Source organism: Paragemmobacter kunshanensis, assembly GCF_011059185.1.
Lineage (GTDB): Bacteria > Pseudomonadota > Alphaproteobacteria > Rhodobacterales > Rhodobacteraceae > Paragemmobacter > Paragemmobacter kunshanensis.
The window spans coordinates 1-19,436 of the sequence record NZ_JAALFE010000020.1 but is presented as its reverse complement, the minus strand read 5'-3'; the positions used below and the strand labels follow the sequence as shown (position 1 = coordinate 19,436).

The 19,436-nt window shown below is 67.3% G+C and carries 18 protein-coding genes and 1 tRNA gene; 12 read left to right on the top strand and 7 right to left on the bottom strand.

The annotated features are described in order from the left end of the window. Positions 1 to 21 precede the first annotated feature (21 nt). Positions 22 to 840 (bottom strand): IclR family transcriptional regulator, encoded by an 819-nt coding sequence (locus G5V65_RS17205; protein WP_165052501.1) that lies wholly within the window; start codon positions 838 to 840, stop codon positions 22 to 24. Between the two features lie 163 nt (positions 841 to 1,003). Here G5V65_RS17205 and G5V65_RS17200 point away from each other — a divergent pair, with 163 nt between their 5' ends. The 7 genes from G5V65_RS17200 to G5V65_RS17170 are packed head-to-tail and all read left to right on the top strand — an operon-like array spanning position 1,004 to position 9,530. After that, on the top strand, positions 1,004 to 2,017 hold the full coding sequence (locus tag G5V65_RS17200) for an ABC transporter permease (protein ID WP_165052499.1): 1,014 nt from the start codon (positions 1,004 to 1,006) through the stop codon (positions 2,015 to 2,017). 3 nt (positions 2,018 to 2,020) lie between these two features. Next, positions 2,021 to 2,857: an ABC transporter permease gene (locus G5V65_RS17195; protein WP_165052497.1), complete on the top strand. Its 837-nt coding sequence runs from the start codon at positions 2,021 to 2,023 to the stop codon at positions 2,855 to 2,857. Continuing rightward, complete coding sequence (locus G5V65_RS17190) at positions 2,854 to 3,840, top strand: ABC transporter ATP-binding protein (RefSeq protein WP_165052494.1); 987 nt, start codon at positions 2,854 to 2,856, stop codon at positions 3,838 to 3,840. The genes G5V65_RS17195 and G5V65_RS17190 overlap by 4 nt, the downstream gene beginning before the upstream one ends. Continuing rightward, positions 3,837 to 4,847: an ABC transporter ATP-binding protein gene (locus G5V65_RS17185; RefSeq protein ID WP_165052492.1), complete on the top strand. Its 1,011-nt coding sequence runs from the start codon at positions 3,837 to 3,839 to the stop codon at positions 4,845 to 4,847. The genes G5V65_RS17190 and G5V65_RS17185 overlap by 4 nt, the downstream gene beginning before the upstream one ends. A 26-nt stretch (positions 4,848 to 4,873) precedes the next feature. Next, positions 4,874 to 6,124 carry a CaiB/BaiF CoA transferase family protein gene (locus G5V65_RS17180; protein WP_165052490.1) on the top strand — a complete coding sequence of 417 codons (1,251 nt, stop codon included), beginning with the start codon at positions 4,874 to 4,876 and terminating at the stop codon, positions 6,122 to 6,124. 32 nt (positions 6,125 to 6,156) lie between these two features. Beyond that, positions 6,157 to 8,097 carry a 3-hydroxyacyl-CoA dehydrogenase NAD-binding domain-containing protein gene (locus G5V65_RS17175; protein ID WP_165052488.1) on the top strand — a complete coding sequence of 647 codons (1,941 nt, stop codon included), beginning with the start codon at positions 6,157 to 6,159 and terminating at the stop codon, positions 8,095 to 8,097. Then, positions 8,094 to 9,530: an NAD-dependent succinate-semialdehyde dehydrogenase gene (locus G5V65_RS17170; RefSeq protein WP_165052486.1), complete on the top strand. Its 1,437-nt coding sequence runs from the start codon at positions 8,094 to 8,096 to the stop codon at positions 9,528 to 9,530. The genes G5V65_RS17175 and G5V65_RS17170 overlap by 4 nt, the downstream gene beginning before the upstream one ends. 56 nt (positions 9,531 to 9,586) lie before the next feature. Here G5V65_RS17170 and G5V65_RS17165 read toward each other — a convergent pair. Both G5V65_RS17165 and G5V65_RS17160 read right to left on the bottom strand, forming a co-directional pair. Continuing rightward, a tRNA-Ile gene (locus G5V65_RS17165) sits at positions 9,587 to 9,659 on the bottom strand. Between the two features lie 67 nt (positions 9,660 to 9,726). After that, positions 9,727 to 9,936 (bottom strand): CTP synthetase, encoded by a 210-nt coding sequence (locus tag G5V65_RS17160; protein WP_241250624.1) that lies wholly within the window; start codon positions 9,934 to 9,936, stop codon positions 9,727 to 9,729. 159 nt (positions 9,937 to 10,095) lie between these two features. Here G5V65_RS17160 and purM point away from each other — a divergent pair, with 159 nt between their 5' ends. From purM to rnd, 3 genes are all read left to right on the top strand, one after another. Then, positions 10,096 to 11,136, top strand: a complete 1,041-nt coding sequence (purM, locus tag G5V65_RS17155; RefSeq protein WP_165052484.1) for a phosphoribosylformylglycinamidine cyclo-ligase — start codon at positions 10,096 to 10,098, stop codon at positions 11,134 to 11,136. Continuing rightward, positions 11,133 to 11,726, top strand: a complete 594-nt coding sequence (gene purN, locus G5V65_RS17150; protein ID WP_165052482.1) for a phosphoribosylglycinamide formyltransferase — start codon at positions 11,133 to 11,135, stop codon at positions 11,724 to 11,726. The genes purM and purN overlap by 4 nt, the downstream gene beginning before the upstream one ends. Before the next feature lie 178 nt (positions 11,727 to 11,904). Then, on the top strand, positions 11,905 to 13,062 hold the full coding sequence (gene rnd, locus G5V65_RS17145) for a ribonuclease D (protein WP_165052480.1): 1,158 nt from the start codon (positions 11,905 to 11,907) through the stop codon (positions 13,060 to 13,062). A 46-nt stretch (positions 13,063 to 13,108) separates the two neighbouring features. Here rnd and G5V65_RS17140 read toward each other — a convergent pair whose 3' ends face one another. Then, positions 13,109 to 13,561 carry a hypothetical protein gene (locus tag G5V65_RS17140; RefSeq protein WP_165052478.1) on the bottom strand — a complete coding sequence of 151 codons (453 nt, stop codon included), beginning with the start codon at positions 13,559 to 13,561 and terminating at the stop codon, positions 13,109 to 13,111. A 124-nt stretch (positions 13,562 to 13,685) separates the two neighbouring features. On the opposite strand from G5V65_RS17140, the gene G5V65_RS17135 reads away from it, so the two are divergent. Then, positions 13,686 to 14,099: a SufE family protein gene (locus G5V65_RS17135; protein ID WP_165052476.1), complete on the top strand. Its 414-nt coding sequence runs from the start codon at positions 13,686 to 13,688 to the stop codon at positions 14,097 to 14,099. On the opposite strand, the gene G5V65_RS17130 is transcribed toward G5V65_RS17135, so the two are convergent. The 3 genes from G5V65_RS17130 to cobT all read right to left on the bottom strand — a co-directional run bounded on the left by G5V65_RS17130 (position 14,096) and on the right by cobT (position 18,277). After that, entirely contained in the window at positions 14,096 to 14,437 is a 342-nt protein-coding gene (locus G5V65_RS17130) for a DUF427 domain-containing protein (RefSeq protein WP_165052474.1), read from the bottom strand. The two genes, G5V65_RS17135 and G5V65_RS17130, sit on opposite strands and share 4 nt — an antisense overlap. A gap of 100 nt (positions 14,438 to 14,537) precedes the next feature. Next, a complete protein-coding gene (locus G5V65_RS17125) occupies positions 14,538 to 16,334 on the bottom strand; it encodes an aminopeptidase P family protein (RefSeq protein ID WP_165052472.1) in 1,797 nt (598 codons plus the stop codon). Between the two features lie 74 nt (positions 16,335 to 16,408). Beyond that, entirely contained in the window at positions 16,409 to 18,277 is a 1,869-nt protein-coding gene (gene cobT / locus G5V65_RS17120; RefSeq protein ID WP_165052470.1) for a cobaltochelatase subunit CobT, read from the bottom strand. A gap of 224 nt (positions 18,278 to 18,501) precedes the next feature. On the opposite strand from cobT, the gene G5V65_RS17115 reads away from it, so the two are divergent. Beyond that, positions 18,502 to 19,086, top strand: a complete 585-nt coding sequence (locus G5V65_RS17115) for an NADPH-dependent FMN reductase (protein ID WP_165052467.1) — start codon at positions 18,502 to 18,504, stop codon at positions 19,084 to 19,086. The last annotated feature ends 350 nt before the right edge of the window (positions 19,087 to 19,436 follow it).

Here is a 19,436-nt window from a genome sequence, read left to right as displayed (position 1 = left end):
GATCCTTGGGCTGCGGTGGGGCTATCGGGTGGTGTCGGGCTGGCCGGAAAGGCGGGCGCGCAGGCGGCCGATCGTGGCCACCAGATCGGGGCCGACGCGCGACAGGCAGACATCGCGGGGGATGATGTCGACGATGCCGCCGCAGGTGACGGCCACGAGGGGCGAGCCGTCGGTGGGGCGGAAGGCGACGCCGACGGCGTTGATATAGCTGTACCAGGAGCCGAAGGTGGCGACGAATCCCTGCCGGGCGTGGGAGTCTAGTGCCTCGTCCAGGGTGGTGCGGATGCGCTGTTCCTGTCCGGGTTCCTGCGCGATGAGGGCGGCCAGCACCTCGTCGCGGATTTCGGGGCGCATTTCGGCGAGATAGGCAAGGCCCATCGCCGTGCGCCAGATGGGCAGGCGCGAGCCCACGTTCAGGCGCAGCGAGACCGGGCTTTGCGAGCGGCAGTTCGCCAGATAGACCATTTCCAGCCCGTCCCGCGTGCCAAGCGCCACGGCGACGCCCGTCTTGTCGGCCAGTTCCTGCATCAAGGGCTGCGCCATATGGACGACGGCGCTGGAGCTGAGCGCGGAATAACCAAGCGAGATGGTGGCGGGGCCGATGCTGTAGCGGCCAAGCTGGGTGTCGTAATGCAGGTAGCCCAGCGAAACGAGCGTGGCCGTCAGGCGCGATACGGTGGCCTTGGGAAGGCCCGTGCGTTCGATCAGTTCCTGATTGCCGAGGGTCGTGTCATCCGCCGTGAAGGCGCGCAGGATTTCCAGCCCGCGCGTCAGCGACGCCGCCGGATTGCTGGCTTCCACGACATCGGCCCCTTCGGCGGGGAGTGCCCGTTTTCTCATCTTCGTTACCCGTTGCTACTGTTTATCCGGTTCCGTCACGGGAGGCGTCGCCAATATTTGAAACTTAATTTCAATTATGTTGACTGCGCCCTCTCCGGTTGTCAATACTATCGAGGAATGCCGGACCGCTCCATCCGCAAGACATCCCGGGAAGGACAAGGCCATGACCCGCTATATCCTGCGCCGCCTGATCGCCATGCCCTTTCTGGTGCTGGGAATCGTCACGCTGGCCTTCCTGCTGACGAGTGTCACCAAGGGCGATCCGCTGACGGCCATCGTATCGGACCGGCAGATGAACAACCCCGAGGTGGTGGCCGCCGCGAAGGCGCGCTGGGGGCTCGATCGCAGCCTGCCAGAGCGTTATGTGATCTATGTGGGCAACCTGCTGTCGGGCGACATGGGCACGTCCTTCATCACGCGGCGCCCGGTGGCGCAGGATGTGCTGTATCGCCTGCCCGCCACGATGGAACTGGTGGTGGCGGCGATGATCGTCGGGGCGACCATCGGCATCAGCCTGGGCGTGCTGGCCGCCTATTTCCGCAACACGGCCATCGACCACGGGGCGCGGCTGTTTGCCTTGTTCGGATCCTCGATCCCGGTGTTCTGGCTGGGGCTGGCGCTGCTTTACGTCTTTTCGGTGCAATGGGGCATCCTGCCCGGACCCGGGCGGCTGGACGCGCGGGCGACGGCGCCGCCGATGGTGACGGGGTTCATGACCATCGACACGCTGTTCGCGGGGGATTTCCGGCTGTTTCTGGATGCGCTGTGGCATCTGTTGCTGCCGGCCTTCGTGCTGGGCTGGGCGGTGGCGGGCACCATATCGCGGCTGGTGCGCGCCAATATGGTGGAGGTGCTGTCGCGGGAATTCATCCTGACGGCGCGTGCCAAGGGGGCGGGGGAGTTTCGGGTGGTGATCCGGCATGCGCTGCGCAACACGCTGGTGCCCACGCTGACGGTGATCGGCTATTCCTTTGCCTATCTGCTGACCGGCGCGGTGCTGACCGAGACGATCTTTTCCTGGCCGGGCATGGGATCCTATGCCGTGGAGGCGGCGCGGGGGCTGGATTTTCCCGCCATCATCGGCGTGACGATCGTGGGCGGCATCGTCTTTCTGTTCACCAACCTGCTGACGGACGTGGCCTATGTCGTCGCCAACCCGCGCGTGAGGCTTGGCTGATCCATGAGCGTCCTTTTCCTTTCCCGTTCCGCACGTCCGCGCTGGCTGACCCCGCCCCTGATCGTGGGGGCCGTGCTGATCCTGTTCTGGCTGGTGGCGACGGTGGCCGCGCCGTGGATGTCGGCCCATGCGCCGCTGGACATGGTGGGGCGACGGTTGCAGCCGCCAAGCTGGGATCATCTGCTGGGCACCGATGCGCTGGGGCGCGACGTGCTGAGCCGGACGCTGCATGGCGCGCGCCATTCCATCCCCATCGCGGTGACGGTGGTGGCCTTTGCCGTGGCGATCGGGGCCTCTCTCGGGGCGGTGGCGGGGTTCGTGGGCGGGTTCGTGGATACCGTCATCATGCGGATGGTGGATGTGACGCTGTCCTTTCCGCCGATGCTGCTGGCGATGGCGGTGGCGGCCTCGCTGGGGCCGGGGCTGGAGAATGCGGCCATCGCGATGGTGATCGTGTGGTGGCCTGTCTATGCCCGGCTGATGCGGGCGCAGGTTCTGGAGGTGCGCGAGCGCGAGCATGTCGAGGCGGCCATCGCTTCGGGTGCGACGCAGGGCCGGGTGCTGGGGAAACATGTGCTGCCGCTGTGCTGGACGCCCGTTCTGATCAGCGCGACGATGGATCTGGGGCAGGTGATCCTGCTGGCGGCCTCGTTGTCGTTCATCGGGCTGGGGGCCACGCCGCCGACGCCGGAATGGGGATCCATGATCTCGGACGGGGCGTCGCAGTTCTATTCCTGGTGGGTGGCCCTTGGCCCCGGGCTGGCCATCCTGACCATCGTCCTGGGCTTCAACTTCATCGGTGACGGCCTGCACGATTACTTTGACCCGAGGTCCAGATGAGCGCTTCTCCGCTATTCGAGGTGCGCGACCTGCGCGTGGCCTTCGGGCGCAACGGAACCTATGCCGAGGCGGTGCGGGGCATTTCCCTGCATGTGGATCCGGGTGAGGTGCTGGGGATCGTGGGGGAATCCGGATCGGGCAAGTCGGTGGGGATGCTGGCGGCGCTGGGACTGCAGCCCGAGGGGGCGCGGGTGACGGGATCGGTGCGGTTCGACGGGCGCGAGCTGGTCGGGCTGCCGCGGCGCGAATTGCGCAAGCTGCGCGGATCGCGGATCGCGATGATCTTTCAGGATCCGCTGTCCTCGCTCAATCCGGTGATGACGGTGGGCGAGCAGATCATCGAGGCGGTGCGCCTGCACAATCCCGACATGTCGCGCCACGCGGCGGCGGACCGGGCGCGCGACCTGCTGGCGCTGGTGGCCATACCGCAGCCCGACCGGCGGCTGGCGCAGTATCCGCACGAATTCTCCGGCGGGATGCGGCAGCGGGTGATGATCGCCATGGCGGTGGCGAACGACCCCGATCTGCTGATCGCCGACGAGCCGACGACGGCGCTGGATGTGACGGTGCAGGCGCAGATCATGGAGGTGCTGGCCGAGTTGCAGGCGCGGCTGAAGCTGGGGCTGATCCTGATCACGCATGATCTGGGCGTGCTGGCCGGACATGCCGACCGGGTGGCGGTGGTCTATGCGGGGCAGGTGGTGGAGCAGGCGGGGGTGGACGATCTGTTCGCGCGGCCCGGGCATCCCTATACGCGCGGGCTGATCGCCTCGATCCCCGACATGACGGTGCAGAATGACCGGCTGTTTTCCATCGACGGCACGCCGCCCGCGCTGGGCCAGCTTCCGGCAGGATGCGCCTTTCATCCCCGTTGCATCGCGGCAGGCGAAATCTGTCGCCGCGAGGCGCCGTCGATGCGGGAAGAGGGCGGGCATGCCGCCGCCTGCCATTTCGCCTTTGCGCCATCGGAGACCATCGCATGACCCGGCCTGACCCGATCCTTTCGGTCCGCAATCTGGGCAAGCGCTTTGCCGTCAAGGGGGGGCTGCTGATCGAGCGGGATGTCGGCCATGTGAATGCGGTGGCGGGCGTGTCCTTCGATCTGGGCCTGGGCGAGACGCTGGGCCTTGTCGGAGAGTCGGGCTGCGGGAAATCGACGCTGGGCCGGTGCATCCTGCGGCTGATCGAACCGTCGGAGGGGCAGACGCTGTTTCGCGGGCAGGACATCAACGCGCTGCCGAAGGAAGAGATGCGGATGCTGCGCCGGAAGATCCAGCTTGTCTTCCAGGATCCCTATTCCTCGTTGCATCCCCGCATGACGGTGGCCGAGAACATCGCCGAGCCGCTGCGGATCAGCGAGCTTGACGCCGATGCGCGCAGGCGGCGCGTGGCCGAGATGCTGGATCTGGTGCGGCTGAACCCGGAACATGGCAGCCGCTATCCCCATGCCCTTTCGGGCGGCCAGCGCCAGCGGGTCGTCATCGCGCGCGCGCTGGCGCTGCAACCCGATCTTCTGGTGCTGGACGAGCCGGTATCGGCGCTGGATGTGTCGGTGCAGGCGGGGGTTCTGAACCTGCTGAAGGATATCCAGCGCGAGTTTTCGACGGCCTTCCTGTTCATCGCGCATGACCTGTCGGTGGTGCAGCATATCTCGCATCGCGTGGCGGTGATGTATCTGGGCAAGATCGTGGAGATCGCCGACAAGCGGCACCTCTACGCCTCGCCGCAGCATCCCTATACGCAGGCGCTGATGTCTGCGGTGCCGCTGGCCGATCCCCCGCGCGAGAGGGCGCGCAGGCGCATCGTGCTGACGGGGGATGTGCCAAGCCCGATGAACCCGCCATCGGGCTGCCATTTCCGCACGCGCTGCCCGATTGCCAGGGGGATCTGCGCCGAAAGGGAACCGCCGCTTGCCGAAACGGCCGAAGGGCATGCCGTCGCCTGCCATTTTCCAAGTGCCCGGGAAACGGGCCTGGCGACGACGGGCTGAGAGCGAAACGAGGGAGGACCAAGACGATGCAGACCCTGCCGCTGGAAGGCATCAAGGTGCTGGACCTGACGCGGGTCCTTGCCGGACCCTGGACGACCATGAGCCTGGCCGACATGGGGGCCGAAGTCTGGAAGATCGAGAACATCAAGGGCGGTGACGACACGCGCGCCTGGTCGGTGCCGAATTACAAGGGCGTCAGCACCTATTTCCTCTGCGCCAATCGCGGCAAGCACAGCATCGCGCTGGATCTGAAATCGCCCGAGGGGCTTGCCCTCGTGCTGGATCTTGCGGCGCGGGCGGATGTGGTGGTGGAGAATTTCCGGGCCGGGACGGTGGACCGGCTGGGACTTGGCTATCGGCAGATCCGCGAGATCAACCCCGGGATCGTCTATTGTTCGATCTCGGGCTATGGCCAGACGGGGCCGGAGGCGCGGCGGCCCGGCTATGATTTCATCATGCAGGCGGAAAGCGGGCTGATGTCCATCACGGGGGCCGCCGACGGGCCGCCCAACCGGCTGGGCGTGGCCTTTACCGATGTCGTGGCGGGGATGGTGGCGACCCAGTCCATTTTGGCAGCCCTGCATCAGCGGCGCGACAGCGGGCAGGGGCAGTACATAGATGTGGCGCTGCTCGATTCCGCGCTGAACCTGCTGGTCAATGTCGGGACGGCCTATCTGAATGCCGGGGTGGAGGCCACGCGCTATGGCAATGCCCATCCGACCGTGGTGCCCTATCAGCTGTTCGACGCCTCGGACGGGCATTTCGCGCTGGCCGTGGGCAATGACCGGATGTTCGCCGATTTCTGCAGGCAGGTGATCCTGCGGCCCGATCTGGCCGAGGATCCGCGCTTTGTCACCTCGCATCAGCGCGCGCTGCACCGACAGGACCTGCTGGACACGATCCAGGAGATCGTCGGCACGCGCAGTTCTGCGCATTGGCTTGACGCCTGCCTTGCCGCGGATGTGCCGGCGGGGCCGGTGAAATCGGTCTCCGAGGCGCTGCAGGCAAAATCCGTGGTGGAGCGTGAGGTGATCCAGACCCTGCAGCATCCCGAGCTTGGCCCGATCTCGCTGGTGCGGCCGGCGCAGGGGCTGGCGGCGCAGGAGGGACATGTGCCGAAGGCGCCGCCCCTGCTGGGCGAGGACACGCGCGCCATCCTGCGCGATGTGCTGGGGCTGGACGGCGCGCGGATCGAGGAGCTTGTGGCGAAGGGCGTCATCGCCTGCCATGACATCGCGTCAGCCGTCGCGGCCAGGCGGGCCGGGGCCACGGCCTGACCTGCAGGCATCATTCATGCGGAAGGGGCGAAATGACCGTCACAGTTGAACGATCCGGCAGCGTGGCCGTGCTGACGATCGACAATCCGCCGGTGAATGCCTTGAACACCGCGGTGCGCGCGCGGCTGGTCGGGCTTGTCGCAGAGACGGAGGCGGATCCGTCGATCACCGCGGTTGTCCTGCGGGGGGCGGGCAAGCTGTTTGTCGGGGGGGCCGATCTTGCGGAATTCGACCGTCCGCCCGAGGAACCGACCCTGCCGGAGGTGATCCGGCGGATCGAGGCGGCAGGGAAGCCCTGGGTGGCGGCGATCCATGGCCCGGCGCTGGGCGGTGGTCTGGAACTTGCGCTGGGCTGTCATCACCGCGTGGCCCTGCCGGGTGCGACGCTGGGCCTGCCCGAGGTGACGCTGGGGTTCATCCCCGGGGCGGGGGGGACGCAGCGCCTGCCGCGCCTTGTGGGGATCGAGGCGGCGGTCCCGGTGATTGCCGAGCGCGACATGCTGGACAGTGCGCGGGCGGCGCGGATGGGGCTTCTGGACCGCATCATCGAGGGTGACTTGACCGAGGGCGCGGTGGCCTTTGCCGCAGCGCTGACGGACTGCGTCCCGCCGGCAAGCCAACGGCCCTTGGCCGATCCCGGCGTGGAATTCTGGGACCGGGCGGAGGCGCGCATCGGCAAGGCGGCCAAGGGGGCGGCTGCGCCGCTGGCCGCGTTGCGGGCGGTGCGGCAGGGGGTGGAGCAGGGGATCCGCGAAGGGCTGCGCCACGAGCGCGAGACCTTCCTTGCGCTGAAGGCTTCCGAAGAGTCTGCCGCGCTGCGCTATCTGTTCCGTGCCGAAAGGGCGGCGCTGCGCCCCGCGGACCTGCGCGGGGTCGCCCCGCGCGAGATCGGCCTGGTGGGGGTTGTCGGCGGGGGCACCATGGGCAGCGGCATCGCCGCCGCCTTCCGCAATGCGGGACTGCGCGTCGTGATGTCGGAACGTGACGCGACCGCGCTTGAAAAGGGGCTTGGCACGGTTCGGGCCCTGTTCGAGGCTGCCGAGCGCCGGGGGCTGATCACGTCAGAAGAGGCTGAGGCGCGCCGCGCGGGTCTGAGCGGCTGTGTCGGGCTGGAGGGGCTGGCGGATTGCGATCTGGTGGTCGAGGCCGTGTTCGAGGATCTGGCGGTCAAGCGCGCGGTCTTTGCCGATCTGGGCGGGTTGTGCCGTGCGGATGCGATCCTGGCCACCAACACCTCATACATCGACCCGCGCGGGATTGTGGCGGGGTCCGTGTCGGGCGACCGGGTGGTGGGGATGCATTTCTTCAGCCCGGCGCAGATCATGAAGCTGGTCGAGATCATCCCCTTGCCCGAAACCTCGGCCCCTGTGCTGGCGACGGTCTTCGATCTGGCGCGGCGGCTGGGCAAGGTGCCGGTGCGGTCGGGCATCTGCGAGGGCTTCATCGGCAACCGCATCCTGCGCCGCTACCGGGCCGAGGCCGAGGCCCTGCTGCGCGAGGGCGTGCCTTTTGCGGATATCGACGCGGCGATGCGCGGCTTTGGCTATGCGATGGGCCCGTTCGAGATGCAGGACATGGCGGGGCTGGATATCAGCTTTCTGAACCGCGAGGCCGCGCGGGCGCGGGGCGAGGATGTGCCTGAGGCGCCCGGCGATCTGCTGGTGCGCGCGGGGCGCAAGGGGATCAAGACCGGGGCGGGGTGGTATGACTATGCGCCGGGGGATCGCAGCCCGCGCCACTCGACCGAGGCGGCGCGCATCATCGCGGCCCTGGCGGGCGCGGACCGCCCGGTTGCGGCAGAGGTCATCGTGGAGCGGCTGACCGGCGCCCTGGCGGCCGAGGGCGCGGCGATCCTTGCGGAAGGCATCGCCGCCAGCCCTGCCGATATCGACCTTGTGCAGGTCCATGGCTACGGATTTCCGCGCGCCAGGGGCGGACCCATGTTCCAGAAGGACAGGAAGCAGAACCCATGAACACCTACCCTGATGTCCAGCTTTTCATTGACGGCGTCTGGCGGCCCGCATCGGACGGGCGCGTGATCCCCGTCGTCGATCCGGCCACGGCGGAGCGCATCGGAACGGTGGCCCATGCCAGCCGCGACGATCTGGATCAGGCGCTGGCCGCCGCCGCGCGGGGCTTTGAGCTTTGGCGCAGGACGGCGGCCCATGACCGGGCCAGACTGATGCGCAAGGCCGCCGACATCCTGCGCGCGCGCGCCGAGGAGGTGGCCAGCCTGATGGTGCGCGAGAATGGCAAGCCGCTGGCGCAGGCGCGGCTTGAGACGCTGGCCGGGGCCGATATCATCGACTGGTTCGCGGGAGAGGCGCCGCGCGCCTATGGGCAGGTGATCCCGTCGCGCGCGCCCGAGATCGTGCAGATGACGATGAAGCTGCCGGTCGGGCCGGTGGCGGCCTTCACGCCGTGGAACTTTCCCATCAACCAGGTGGTGCGCAAGCTGTCGGCCGCGCTGGCGGCGGGCTGTTCCATCATCGTGAAAGCCCCCGAGGAGACGCCGGCAAGCCCTGCCGAACTGATCCGCGCCTTTGCCGATGCGGGCCTGCCTGCCGGGGTGGCCAATCTGGTCTTCGGCATTCCGGCCGAGATATCGGAATATCTGATCCCGCATCCGGTGATCCGCAAGATCAGCTTTACCGGATCCACCCCGGTGGGCAAGCAGCTGGCCGCGCTGGCGGGGCTGCACATGAAGCGGGCCACGATGGAGCTGGGCGGGCATGCGCCGGTGATCATCGCGGCGGATGCCGATCTGGATCTTGCCGCCGCCACCATCATCCCGAACAAGTTCCGCAATGCGGGCCAGGTCTGCGTGTCGCCGACGCGGTTTCTGGTGCAGGAGGCGCTGGCCGATGCCTTTGCCGACCGTTTCGTCGCCGCTGCGCGCAAGCTGCGGGTGGGCCACGGGCTTGACCCCGAGACAGAGATGGGGCCGCTGGCCAATGAACGCCGCATCCCCGCGCTGGAGGCGCTGGTGGCCGATGCGGTGGAGCGGGGCGGGCGGCTGCTGACAGGCGGGCGGCGCATCGGCAACGAGGGCTGGTTCTTTGAACCCACCGTGCTGGCCGATGTGCCGGTTTCGGCGCGGATCATGAACGAGGAACCTTTCGGGCCGGTCGCCATCGTCAACCGCTTTTCCGCGCTGGACGAGGCGATCGCCGAGGCGAACCGTCTGCCCTTTGCGCTGGCGGCCTTTGCCTTTACCCGCAGCACGGCCACCAGCACGCGGCTGTCGGCCGAGGTGGAGGCGGGCATGCTGTCGATCAACCATCTGGGCCTTGCCCTGCCCGAGATCCCCTTCGGTGGCATGAAGGAGTCGGGCTATGGCACGGAAGGCGGATCCGAGGCGCTGGAGGCCTATCTGGAAACGCGGCTGGTGACGCGCCGGGAGTGATCGGCCCGCGCGCGGCGACCCGGGCATCGGGCGGCCGTCATCCGGGAGGAATCGAGTAGGGCCGGAGGGACTCGAACCCCCAACCAAGGCGTTATGAGCGCCCGGCTCTAACCATTGAGCTACAGCCCCCTGCAACAGGGCCTAAGCCTTCCGTCCGGGCAGGTCAAGCCGGGCGCGCGCGGGCGGGGTGGGGCGGTCAGGAACCGGGCCCGCCCGCAAGCTGGCGCATCACGATCCAGGCCGCAGGGACGCCAAGCGCGAAGCCCACGGCGGCGGAGGTCAGGATCGGGCGCAGCGTATCGAGCCCCATGGTCAGCACGATCACGACACCGACACCGGCAAGGCTGGGCCCGATCAGGGCATAGAGCAGGAAGAACAGGCGGGACATGACGATATCCTCTTTCATGGTGGGTAAAGGATAGCCGCTTCCTGCGGGCCGGACCTTGATCCGCATCAATCGGCAAAGGGTTTGCCGGGCGGATTGTGCGGCGCTGGGCCGTTGCGATGGGGCGGGGGGTGGTATATGGCCTGCGCGCAACGGCGGCACAGTGGCGGAGCGAGCGCGATGACGAAGGGCCTTACCTATGCGCAGGCGGGGGTGGATATTGACGCGGGCAATGCGCTGGTCGAGCGGATCAAGCCCGCGGCCAAGCGCACGGCGCGGGCGGGCAGCATGTCCGGCTTGGGCGGCTTTGGCGCGCTGTTCGATCTGAAGGCGGCGGGCTACAGCGACCCCATCCTGGTGGCCGCGACCGACGGGGTGGGAACCAAGCTGCGCATCGCCATCGACACCGGCAATGTGGACACGATCGGGATCGACCTTGTCGCCATGTGCGTGAACGATCTGGTCTGTCAGGGGGCGGAGCCGCTGCTGTTTCTGGACTATTTCGCCACCGGCAAGCTGGATGTGGATCAGGCCACGCGGATCATCGAAGGCATCGCCGCGGGATGCGCGGCGTCGGGCTGTGCGCTGATCGGGGGCGAAACGGCGGAAATGCCGGGCATGTATCACAAGGGCGATTTCGACCTTGCCGGTTTCGCCGTGGGCGCGATGGAACGCGGGGGCGATCTGCCCGCGGGCGTGGCCGAGGGCGATGTGTTGCTGGGGCTGGCCTCGGACGGGGTGCATTCCAACGGCTACAGTTTCGTGCGCAAGGTGGTGGAGATGTCGGGGCTGGGCTGGGATGCGGCCTGCCCCTTTGCGGAAGGTGTCACGCTGGGCGAAGCGCTGCTGGCGCCGACGCGGCTTTATGTGAAGCAGGCGCTGGCCGCGATCCGGGCGGGGGGCGTGCATGGGCTGGCGCATATCACCGGGGGCGGGCTGACCGAGAACCCGCCGCGCGTGCTGCCCGAGGGGCTGGCCTGCGAGATCGACCTGTCGGCATGGGACCTGCCGCCGGTGTTCCGCTGGCTGGCGACGACCGCCGGGATGGCCGAGGCGGAGCTGCTGAAGACCTTCAACTGCGGGATCGGGATGATCCTTGTCGTGGAAGCGGGCCGGGCCGAGGCGCTGACGGCGCTGCTGCGCGGGCAGGGCGAGACGGTCTGCACGCTGGGCCGCGTGATCGCGGGCGAGGGGGTTGTCTACAAGGGCCGCCTGCTGTGACGAAGCGGGTCGCCATCCTGATTTCCGGGGGTGGCTCCAACATGCTGGCCTTGCTGCGCGACATGGCGGCGGGGGATCACCCCGCGCGGGCCGTTCTGGTGGCATCGAACGATCCGGCGGCGGCGGGGCTGGCGCGGGCCGCGGCCATGGGCGTGGCGGTGGCGGCGGTGGATCACCGCCCCTTCGGCAAGGATCGCGCGGCCTTCGAGCGGGCGCTGCTGGAGCCCCTTCTGGCGGCGGCGCCGGATATCCTCTGCCTTGCGGGCTTCATGCGGGTGCTGACGCCCGGTTTCGTGGACCGTTTCGCCGGGCGGATGCTGAACATCCATCCCTCGCTCCTGCCGAAATATCCCGGGCTGCATACCCATCAGCGCGCGCTGGAAGCGGGCGATGCCGAGGCGGGCTGCACCGTGCATGAGGTGACGCCGGTGCTGGACGACGGCACGATCCTGGGCCAGGCCCGCGTTCCCGTCCTGCCGGGCGACACGGCCGAGAGCCTGGCCGCGCGGGTGCTGCAACAGGAACACCGCCTCTACCCCGCCGTGCTGCGCCGCTTTGCGGCGGGCGACCGGACGCCCCTCTTCCTCTGACCTGCCTCTTCGTTTCGGTCCAAATACCCCGGGGGTGCGGGGGCCTGCCCCCGCTGCGCCCCGCGCAATCCGCGCGCAACGCAGCCTTTCCGGCGGGGGTCTTTCATTTCCGTCACAAACCGTTATAGCGGAAGGCGCGGGATGACCCCGTGCCCCCTTTGGCAGAACGGATCGCAAGATGCGCACGATTACGACGACCGAAGACCTTGCCGCCTTCTGCGAAGCCGCCAAGACCCAGCCCTATGTCACCATCGACACCGAATTCCTGCGCGAGCGGACCTATTGGTCGAAGCTGTGCCTGATCCAGATGGCCCTGCCGGGCAAGACGGGCGAGGCGGTGCTGGTCGATCCGATCCTGGGCGAGGGGATGAGCCTTGAGCCGCTTTATGATCTGTTCCGCCACAAGGCGACGGTGAAGGTCTTTCACGCGGCGCGGCAGGATCTGGAGATCTTCTTCGTCGAGGGCAATGCCTTTCCCGATCCGCTGTTCGACACGCAGGTTGCGGCCATGGTCTGCGGCTTTGGCGAGCAGGTGGGCTATGAGACGCTGGTGAAGAAGATCGCGCGGCAGAACCTCGACAAGACCTCGCGCTTTACCGATTGGTCGCGCCGCCCGCTGTCGACGGCGCAGCAGGAATATGCCCTGGCCGATGTGACCCATCTGCGCGAGATCTATGAATGGCTGGCGGCGCAGTTGCAGAAGAATGACCGGACCCGCTGGGTCGAGGAGGAGCTGGCGATCCTGACGGATCCGGCGACCTATACGGTCAAGCCCGAAGAGGCCTGGCTGCGGGTGAAGACGCGCACCAATTCGGGCCGGTTCCTGGCCATCGTCAAGACGCTGGCGCAGTTCCGCGAGGATTATGCCCAGCGGCTGAACGTGCCGCGGTCGCGGGTGATGAAGGATGATGCGCTGCTGGAGCTGGCCTCGACCCGGCCCACGACGATGGAAGAGCTGGGCCGGTCGCGCCTGCTGTTGCGCGAGGGGCGCAAGCCCGAGATCGCCGAAGGCATCCTTGCCGCGATCAAGGCGGGGCTGGAGATGCGGCCCGAGGACATGCCCAAGCCCGATCTGAGCCGCGAGCAGTTGCAGGTGAACCCGGCGCTGGCCGATCTGTTGCGGGTGCTTCTGAAGGCGAAATCCGAACAGTTGGGGGTTGCGTCGAAGCTGATCGCCTCGGCCGCCGATCTGGATGCCATCGCGGCGGGCGAGCGGGGCGTGGAGGCGCTGCGCGGCTGGCGGCTGGAAGCCTTTGGCGAGGATGCGCTGCGGCTGTGCAAGGGCGAGATTGCCCTGTCGGCCAAGGGGAACGAGGTGCGGGTGGTGCGTCTGTGACGCAGCCCCCGCGGCTGCGGCCGGTTGCCGGCCGCCGCGCCTTTCGTCAGCGCCGCGAGGAGAGCGCGTTGGTCGCGCCCTGCACGACGATTTCGCGCACCTGATCCAGCTTCACGTTCGAGAGCGCCGCGGCCACAGTGATCTCGCGCGAGCGGGGGGTGCCTTCGGGCGTGTTGGTGATCGGCGGGAAGACCCGGAAATCGAAGACCAGCACGCCGTTTTCATCCAGCGGCCGGGCGACGAGTTCGGCATCCCACCAGCCCTGGCTGGGCGGGATGCCGCGCGCGCGCACGATGGCGCCGGTGCTGTAGGGATCGACCGAAAGGCTGACCACCTGCGCCACAAGCAGGCGTTCATCCTGCGGGGCGGCGGTGGCGACGGTTTCGCGGGGCTCTGCCCGGCCGAACCAGTTGAACGGATTGAGCCGCGATTCCCGGATCGCGCCGCATCCTGCCACCATCAGCACGATGCCCAAAGCCGCCAGAACTGTCTTTCTCATCCCGGTCCCCCGTCTGCTGATCCTTGGGTATCCGATGGCGTGGCATTTGAAAAGCACCCCCCCGCGCGGGGTGGACCTTTTTGCGGGAAGGGCCTAGGTCATGCGCGTTGCACAGGAGAGCGCGATGGCAAGCCCCGCCTTTGAAGAGATCGCCGAAACCTTCGAATTCCTCGATGACTGGGAAGACCGCTATCGCCATGTCATCGAACTTGGCAAGGCCTTTGCCCCGATGGACGAGGCGCTGAAGGTGCCCGCGACCAAGGTGCAGGGCTGCGCGAGCCAGGTCTGGATCCAGCCGGTGATCGAGGGCGGGCGCTTCGATTTCCAGGGCGACAGCGACGCGATGATCGTGAAGGGGCTGATCGCGGTGCTGCATGCGCTTTATGCCGGGCTGACGCTGGCCGAGGTGGCGCGCGTCGATGCACCGGCGGAACTGGCGCGGCTGGGGCTGACCGATCACCTGTCGTCGCAAAGGTCGAACGGGCTGCGCGCCATGGTGGAGCGCATCCGCAAGGTGGCGGCAGAGGCGGCGGCCTAGCGCGGCTCGACCCGGACCTTGTCATCGAAGAAGGCCAGGTGTCCGGCGATGGCCTCGGCCCCGGCGCGGGGATGTTCATAGGACCAGACGGCGTTTTCCAGCCGGGCCTCGGGCGTGACGACGCTGAAATAGCGCGCCTCGCCCTTGAAGGGGCAAGTGGTGTGCCGGTCGGTCGCATCCAGAAGCGCCATGGCGACATCCTCGCGCGGGACATAGATCACCGGCGCGCGGCTGCCTTCGACGAGTTCGAGGGCGCGATCGGTTTCGCCGATGATCGCCCCACTGGCACGCACGATGTAGCGGCCCGGAACGGGCCTGATCTCGATGGTCACGCTCATGGTCTGATCCCCCAAACGGATGATGGAGCATGATCCTCGCACGGCTTTGTGACAAGGGATCCATCTGCTATCGGCAGGCATCCGCCCGAATGCGACGCGGTCAGAGCGGGGCACAGGCCGCCTGCAGCCAGGCAAGGGCCGGGGCCGACAGGCGGGGGCCGATCCGGGCCAGAACCTCGGCGTGATAGGCGTCAAGCCAGGCGCGTTCATCGGGCGAGAGCCGGTCCGCGCGGATCAGGCTGCGGTCGAAGGGGGTGAAGGTGAGGGTTTCGAAGCAGAGCTGATCGCGCTTGTCGCCCAGTTCGGGGGCGACCTGCACCACGATCAGGTTTTCCAGGCGGATGCCGAAGGCGCCTTCGCGGTAATAGCCCGGCTCGTTCGACAGGATCATGCCGGGTTCCAGCGGCACTTCGGAGATGCGGGAAATGCGCTGCGGGCCTTCATGCACCGACAGGAAGGCCCCCACGCCATGGCCGGTGCCGTGATCGAAATCCTGCCCCGCGACCCAGAGCGGGAAGCGCGCCAGCGCGTCGAGATCGCGCCCGGCGATGCCGCGCGGAAAGCGGGCGCGGGAAATGGCGATGAGGCCCTGCAGCACGCGGGTATAGCAATCGCGCGCCTCGTCGCCCGGATCGCCCACCGCCATGGTGCGGGTGATGTCGGTGGTGCCATCGGCATATTGCGCGCCGCTGTCGACAAGGAGAAGCTCGTTCAGTCCCACGGGGCGGTTGGTTTCCTGCGTCACGCGGTAATGCATGATGGCCCCGTTCGGCCCCGCGCCGCAGATCGTGTCGAAGCTGATGTCATGCAGGTGGTTGGTGGCGCGGCGGTGGCCTTCCAGCGCGGTGACGACGTCGATCTCTGTCAGCCCACCCTTCGGCGCGGCCTCGGACAGCCAGCAGAGGAATTCTGCCATGGCCGCGCCGTCGCGCAGATGCGCCTCGCGCATGCCCTGCACCTCGGCCTCGTTCTTGGCGGCCTTGGGCAAGCGGCAGGGATCATCGCCCCAGGCGACGGTGGCGCCACCTTCTTCGATCAGGTGTTGCACGGCAAGGGGGGCGGTGGCGCGATCGACGCGGACCTTGCCCGACAGGGATTTCAGCGCGGCGGCGAAATCCTCGACCGGGTGCAGGCGGATACCGGCATCGAGCGCGCGGCGCGCGGCCTCGCCCAGTTTGGCGGGGGCGATGAAGGCATCGACCGTGCCGTCATCGCGCAGGATGGCAAAGCCATGCAGGATCGGGTTGCGCGGCACATCCGCGCCGCGCAGGTTCAGAAGCCAGCAGAGCGAATCCGGCAGGGTGATGATGGCGGCGGATTGGCCGTCGCGGCGCAGGGTGGCGGAGAGCCTGTCGCGCTTGGCGGTAGAGCTTTCGCCGGCCAGCGAGACGGGATGGGCAAAGGCCGCGCCCATGGGCGGGGCGGGCTGGTCGGGCCAGATCGCATCCACCGCATTGGCGACGGGGCGCAGGGTGACGGCGTGGCCTTCCAGCGCGGCGGTGAGGCGGGCGATCTCATCGGCGCTGTGCAGCCAGGGATCGAAGCCCAGCACGCCTTCGGCCAGATGTTCGGCGATCCAGGGGCCGGGCTTCACCTCGGGCCAGGGGACGGGGGTGAAGGCGGACAGGTCCACCTGATGCTTGACCTGCACGCGGTAGCGCCCGTCGATGAAGACGCCCGCGACATCGGGCAGCAAGATGGCAAAGCCCGCCGATCCGGTGAAACCCGTCAGCCATTGGAGCCGTTCATCGCGGGCGGCGACATATTCGCCCTGATGGACATCCGCGCGCGGCACGAGGAAACCGGCCAGCCCCTCGGCCCGCAGGTGATCGCGCAGGCGGGCAAGGCGCCCCGGCCCGGCGGAAGGGTCCGAGGTCGACTCAAAGCTCTGGAACATGGGCGTCATCCGTTCTTCAAATATCCCTCTGGGGTGCATGGGCCGCTGGCCCAAAAGGGGGGCGGCGGCCCCCCTTACCCCGCCCGTCGCAGCCCTGCCTTGGCCCGTTTCTTCGGATCAAGCTCGAACAATCCTGCAAGCTGTTCGGTCATGGCACCGGCAAGCTGTTCCACATCGGTGATCGTCACGGCGCGCTGGTAGTAGCGCGTCACGTCATGGCCGATGCCGATGGCGATCAGTTCCACCTGCCGCCGCCGTTCCACCATGGCGATCACGTCGCGGAGGTGTTTTTCCAGGAAATTCGCGGGGTTGACGGACAATGTTGAATCATCGACCGGCGCGCCATCGGAAATCACCATCAGGATCTTGCGCGCCTCGGGGCGGGCCAGCATGCGGCGATGCGCCCATTCCAGCGCCTCGCCGTCGATGTTTTCCTTGAGCAGCCCTTCCTTCATCATCAGCCCAAGGTTCGGCCGCGCCCGCCGCCAGGGGGCATCGGCGCCCTTGTAGATGATGTGGCGCAGATCGTTCAGGCGGCCGGGGCCTTGCGGGCGGCCCTGCGCCAGCCAGCGTTCGCGCGACTGACCGCCCTTCCAGGCGCGGGTGGTGAAGCCGAGGATTTCCACCTTGACGCTGCAGCGTTCCAGCGTGCGGGCCAGCACATCGGCGCAGATCGCGGCGATGGAGATGGGGCGGCCGCGCATGGAGCCGGAATTGTCCAGAAGCAGCGTCACGCAGGTATCGCGGAATTCGGTGTCCTTTTCCTGCTTGAAGGAAAGCGGCGTCGTGGGGTTGGCCACGACACGCGCAAGGCGGCCCGCATCGAGCGTGCCTTCCTCGAGATCAAAGAGCCAGGACCGGTTCTGCTGGGCCTGAAGCCGCCTTTGCAGCTTGTTGGCAAGACGGCTGACCGCGCCTTTCAGCGGTTCCAGTTGCTGATCGAGATAGGCGCGCAGGCGTTCCAGTTCGGCAGCCTCGGCCAGTTCTTCGGCGCGGATTTCCTCATCGAAATCGGTGGTATAGACGGTGTAGTTCGGATCGGCGTCGGAATAGGGGGCAGGGGGCGGGGGCTCCAGCGGGGCCTCGCCCTCGGGCAATTCCGCCTCGTCGCCCTGTTCCATGTCGGCGCTGTCTTCCATCGTGACCTGCGCCTGGCTTTGATCCTGCTGCTCCTCCTGGCTGCGTTCGGGGGAGGCTTCGGACTCGTCGCTGTCCTGTTCGTCTTCGCCCGCGCTTTCGGGGCTGTCCTGATCTTCCTCGGCCTCGCCTTCCTGATCGTCGGGATCGTCCTGATCGGGGTCGTCGCCCAGCTGATCGCCATAGCCGAGATCGGAGATCACCTTGCGCGCAAGGCGGGCGAAGGCGGCCTGATCTTCCAGCACATGGTCGATGTTTTCCAGCGTGCCGCCGGCCTGTTCCTCGATGAAGCCGCGCCAGAGATCCATGACATTGCCCGCGCCCTTGGGCATGTCGCGGCCCGTCGCAAGGTGGCGCACCAGATAGCCCGCCGCCACCGAAAGCGGCGCGTCCTGCATGCTGGTGATCTGGGAATATCCTTTGCGATCAGCCTCATGCGCGATCTTGGCGTCGATGTTGACGGCGGTGCCGGGCATGGATCTTGCGCCCACAGCCTCACACCGGGCGGTTTCCATCGCCTCGTATATCTCGCGCGCGAGGTTGCCTTGCGGGGCATAGCGGGCGGCGACGGTGTCATCGTGGAACTTGCGGCGCAGCGCGAAGGCATCGGCGGTGCCGCGGGCGAGCATCACCTCATCCCGCGTCATGCGGCGGGAGACCTGCGGCAGGCGGACGCCTTCGCGGTTCATGCCCGGCGGATCGACGGAATATTGCACCGTCATTTCGGGATCGTCGGCCATGGTGCGCGTGGCTTCGGCCAGCGCTTTCTTGAAGGGATCCGCGGGGTTGTCGTTCGGTTTGGTCATCGGGTCATGCCTGAAACAGCGGCCAGAGATTTGCGCCAGAGTGTCACCGCGGGGGGGCGGGGGCAAGGGCGGGTGCGGGGGCGGGCGCAGGAAATATGGGGGGCTGGGGCAAACTTCGTGCATGGGCGCACAAGGGCCTTGCGAGCGCGCCGAATTGCAAGATCGGGGGGGATGGCCATTTATGCAAGGCAGAATTCAACCCCCTGAATGAACTGGATAATCCCATGAGCACCCCGAAAATCGCCCTTATCATCGGTTCCACCCGCGACTCGCGCTTTGCCGATGTTCCCGCCCAATGGATGCTGGCCCAGGCCAAGGCCCGCACCGACATGGAGGTGGAACTGGTCGACCTGCGCGACTATGACCTGCCGCTGTTCAACGAGGTGGCCTCGAACGCATGGGCACCGTCGCAATCGGCGGCGGCGGTGAAGTGGCAGAAGAAGATCGGCGAATTCGACGGTTATATATTTGTCGTCGCCGAATACAACCGGTCGATCACCGGCGCGCTGAAGAACGCGCTGGATCAGGCCTATGTCGAATGGGCGAAAAAGCCTTTCACCGCAATGGCCTATGGTTCGGTCGGCGGCACCCGCGCGCTGGAGCATCTGCGCAATATCGGGGTGGAGTTGCAGATGGTTCCCACCCGGAACGCCGTGCATCTGGGGATGGGCGATTTCTTCAAGGTCCATCCGGGCATGGGCGGTTCGGGGAATATGGCGGATGTGGAGGCGAACCTGCTGCCCGCCGCGCAAGCCTCGCTTGACGATCTGGTGTGGTGGGCGAAGGCCACCAAGGCCGCGCGCGGCTGATATCTTCGACATCTCCCTGTCGGGGAAAGGGGTGGCTTTCTGGCCGCCCCTTTTCTTTTTGTTTCGCGGGAATTGCGTTGTTAACACAAGGGTTTGGCCGGATAAGGGCGTGCAGCAGCGTAGTGCAGCAGTGCAGTGCAGACAGGCGTATGCACGCAGCGCACGGTGTTGTGGCGTTAAGGTTAACGTCTGGGTAAGGGGTGGGGGTGAGTCTGTGCGATCTGGATGCCGTAAAACCAAGAAAGGTTTGACCGCCTGGGATCACAGGTTCAACCCACATTCTCCAAGTAAGTCGCTGATTTCGCTGTCGTAATCGTGATATTTCGCATATAAATCATGGCGTTGACGGC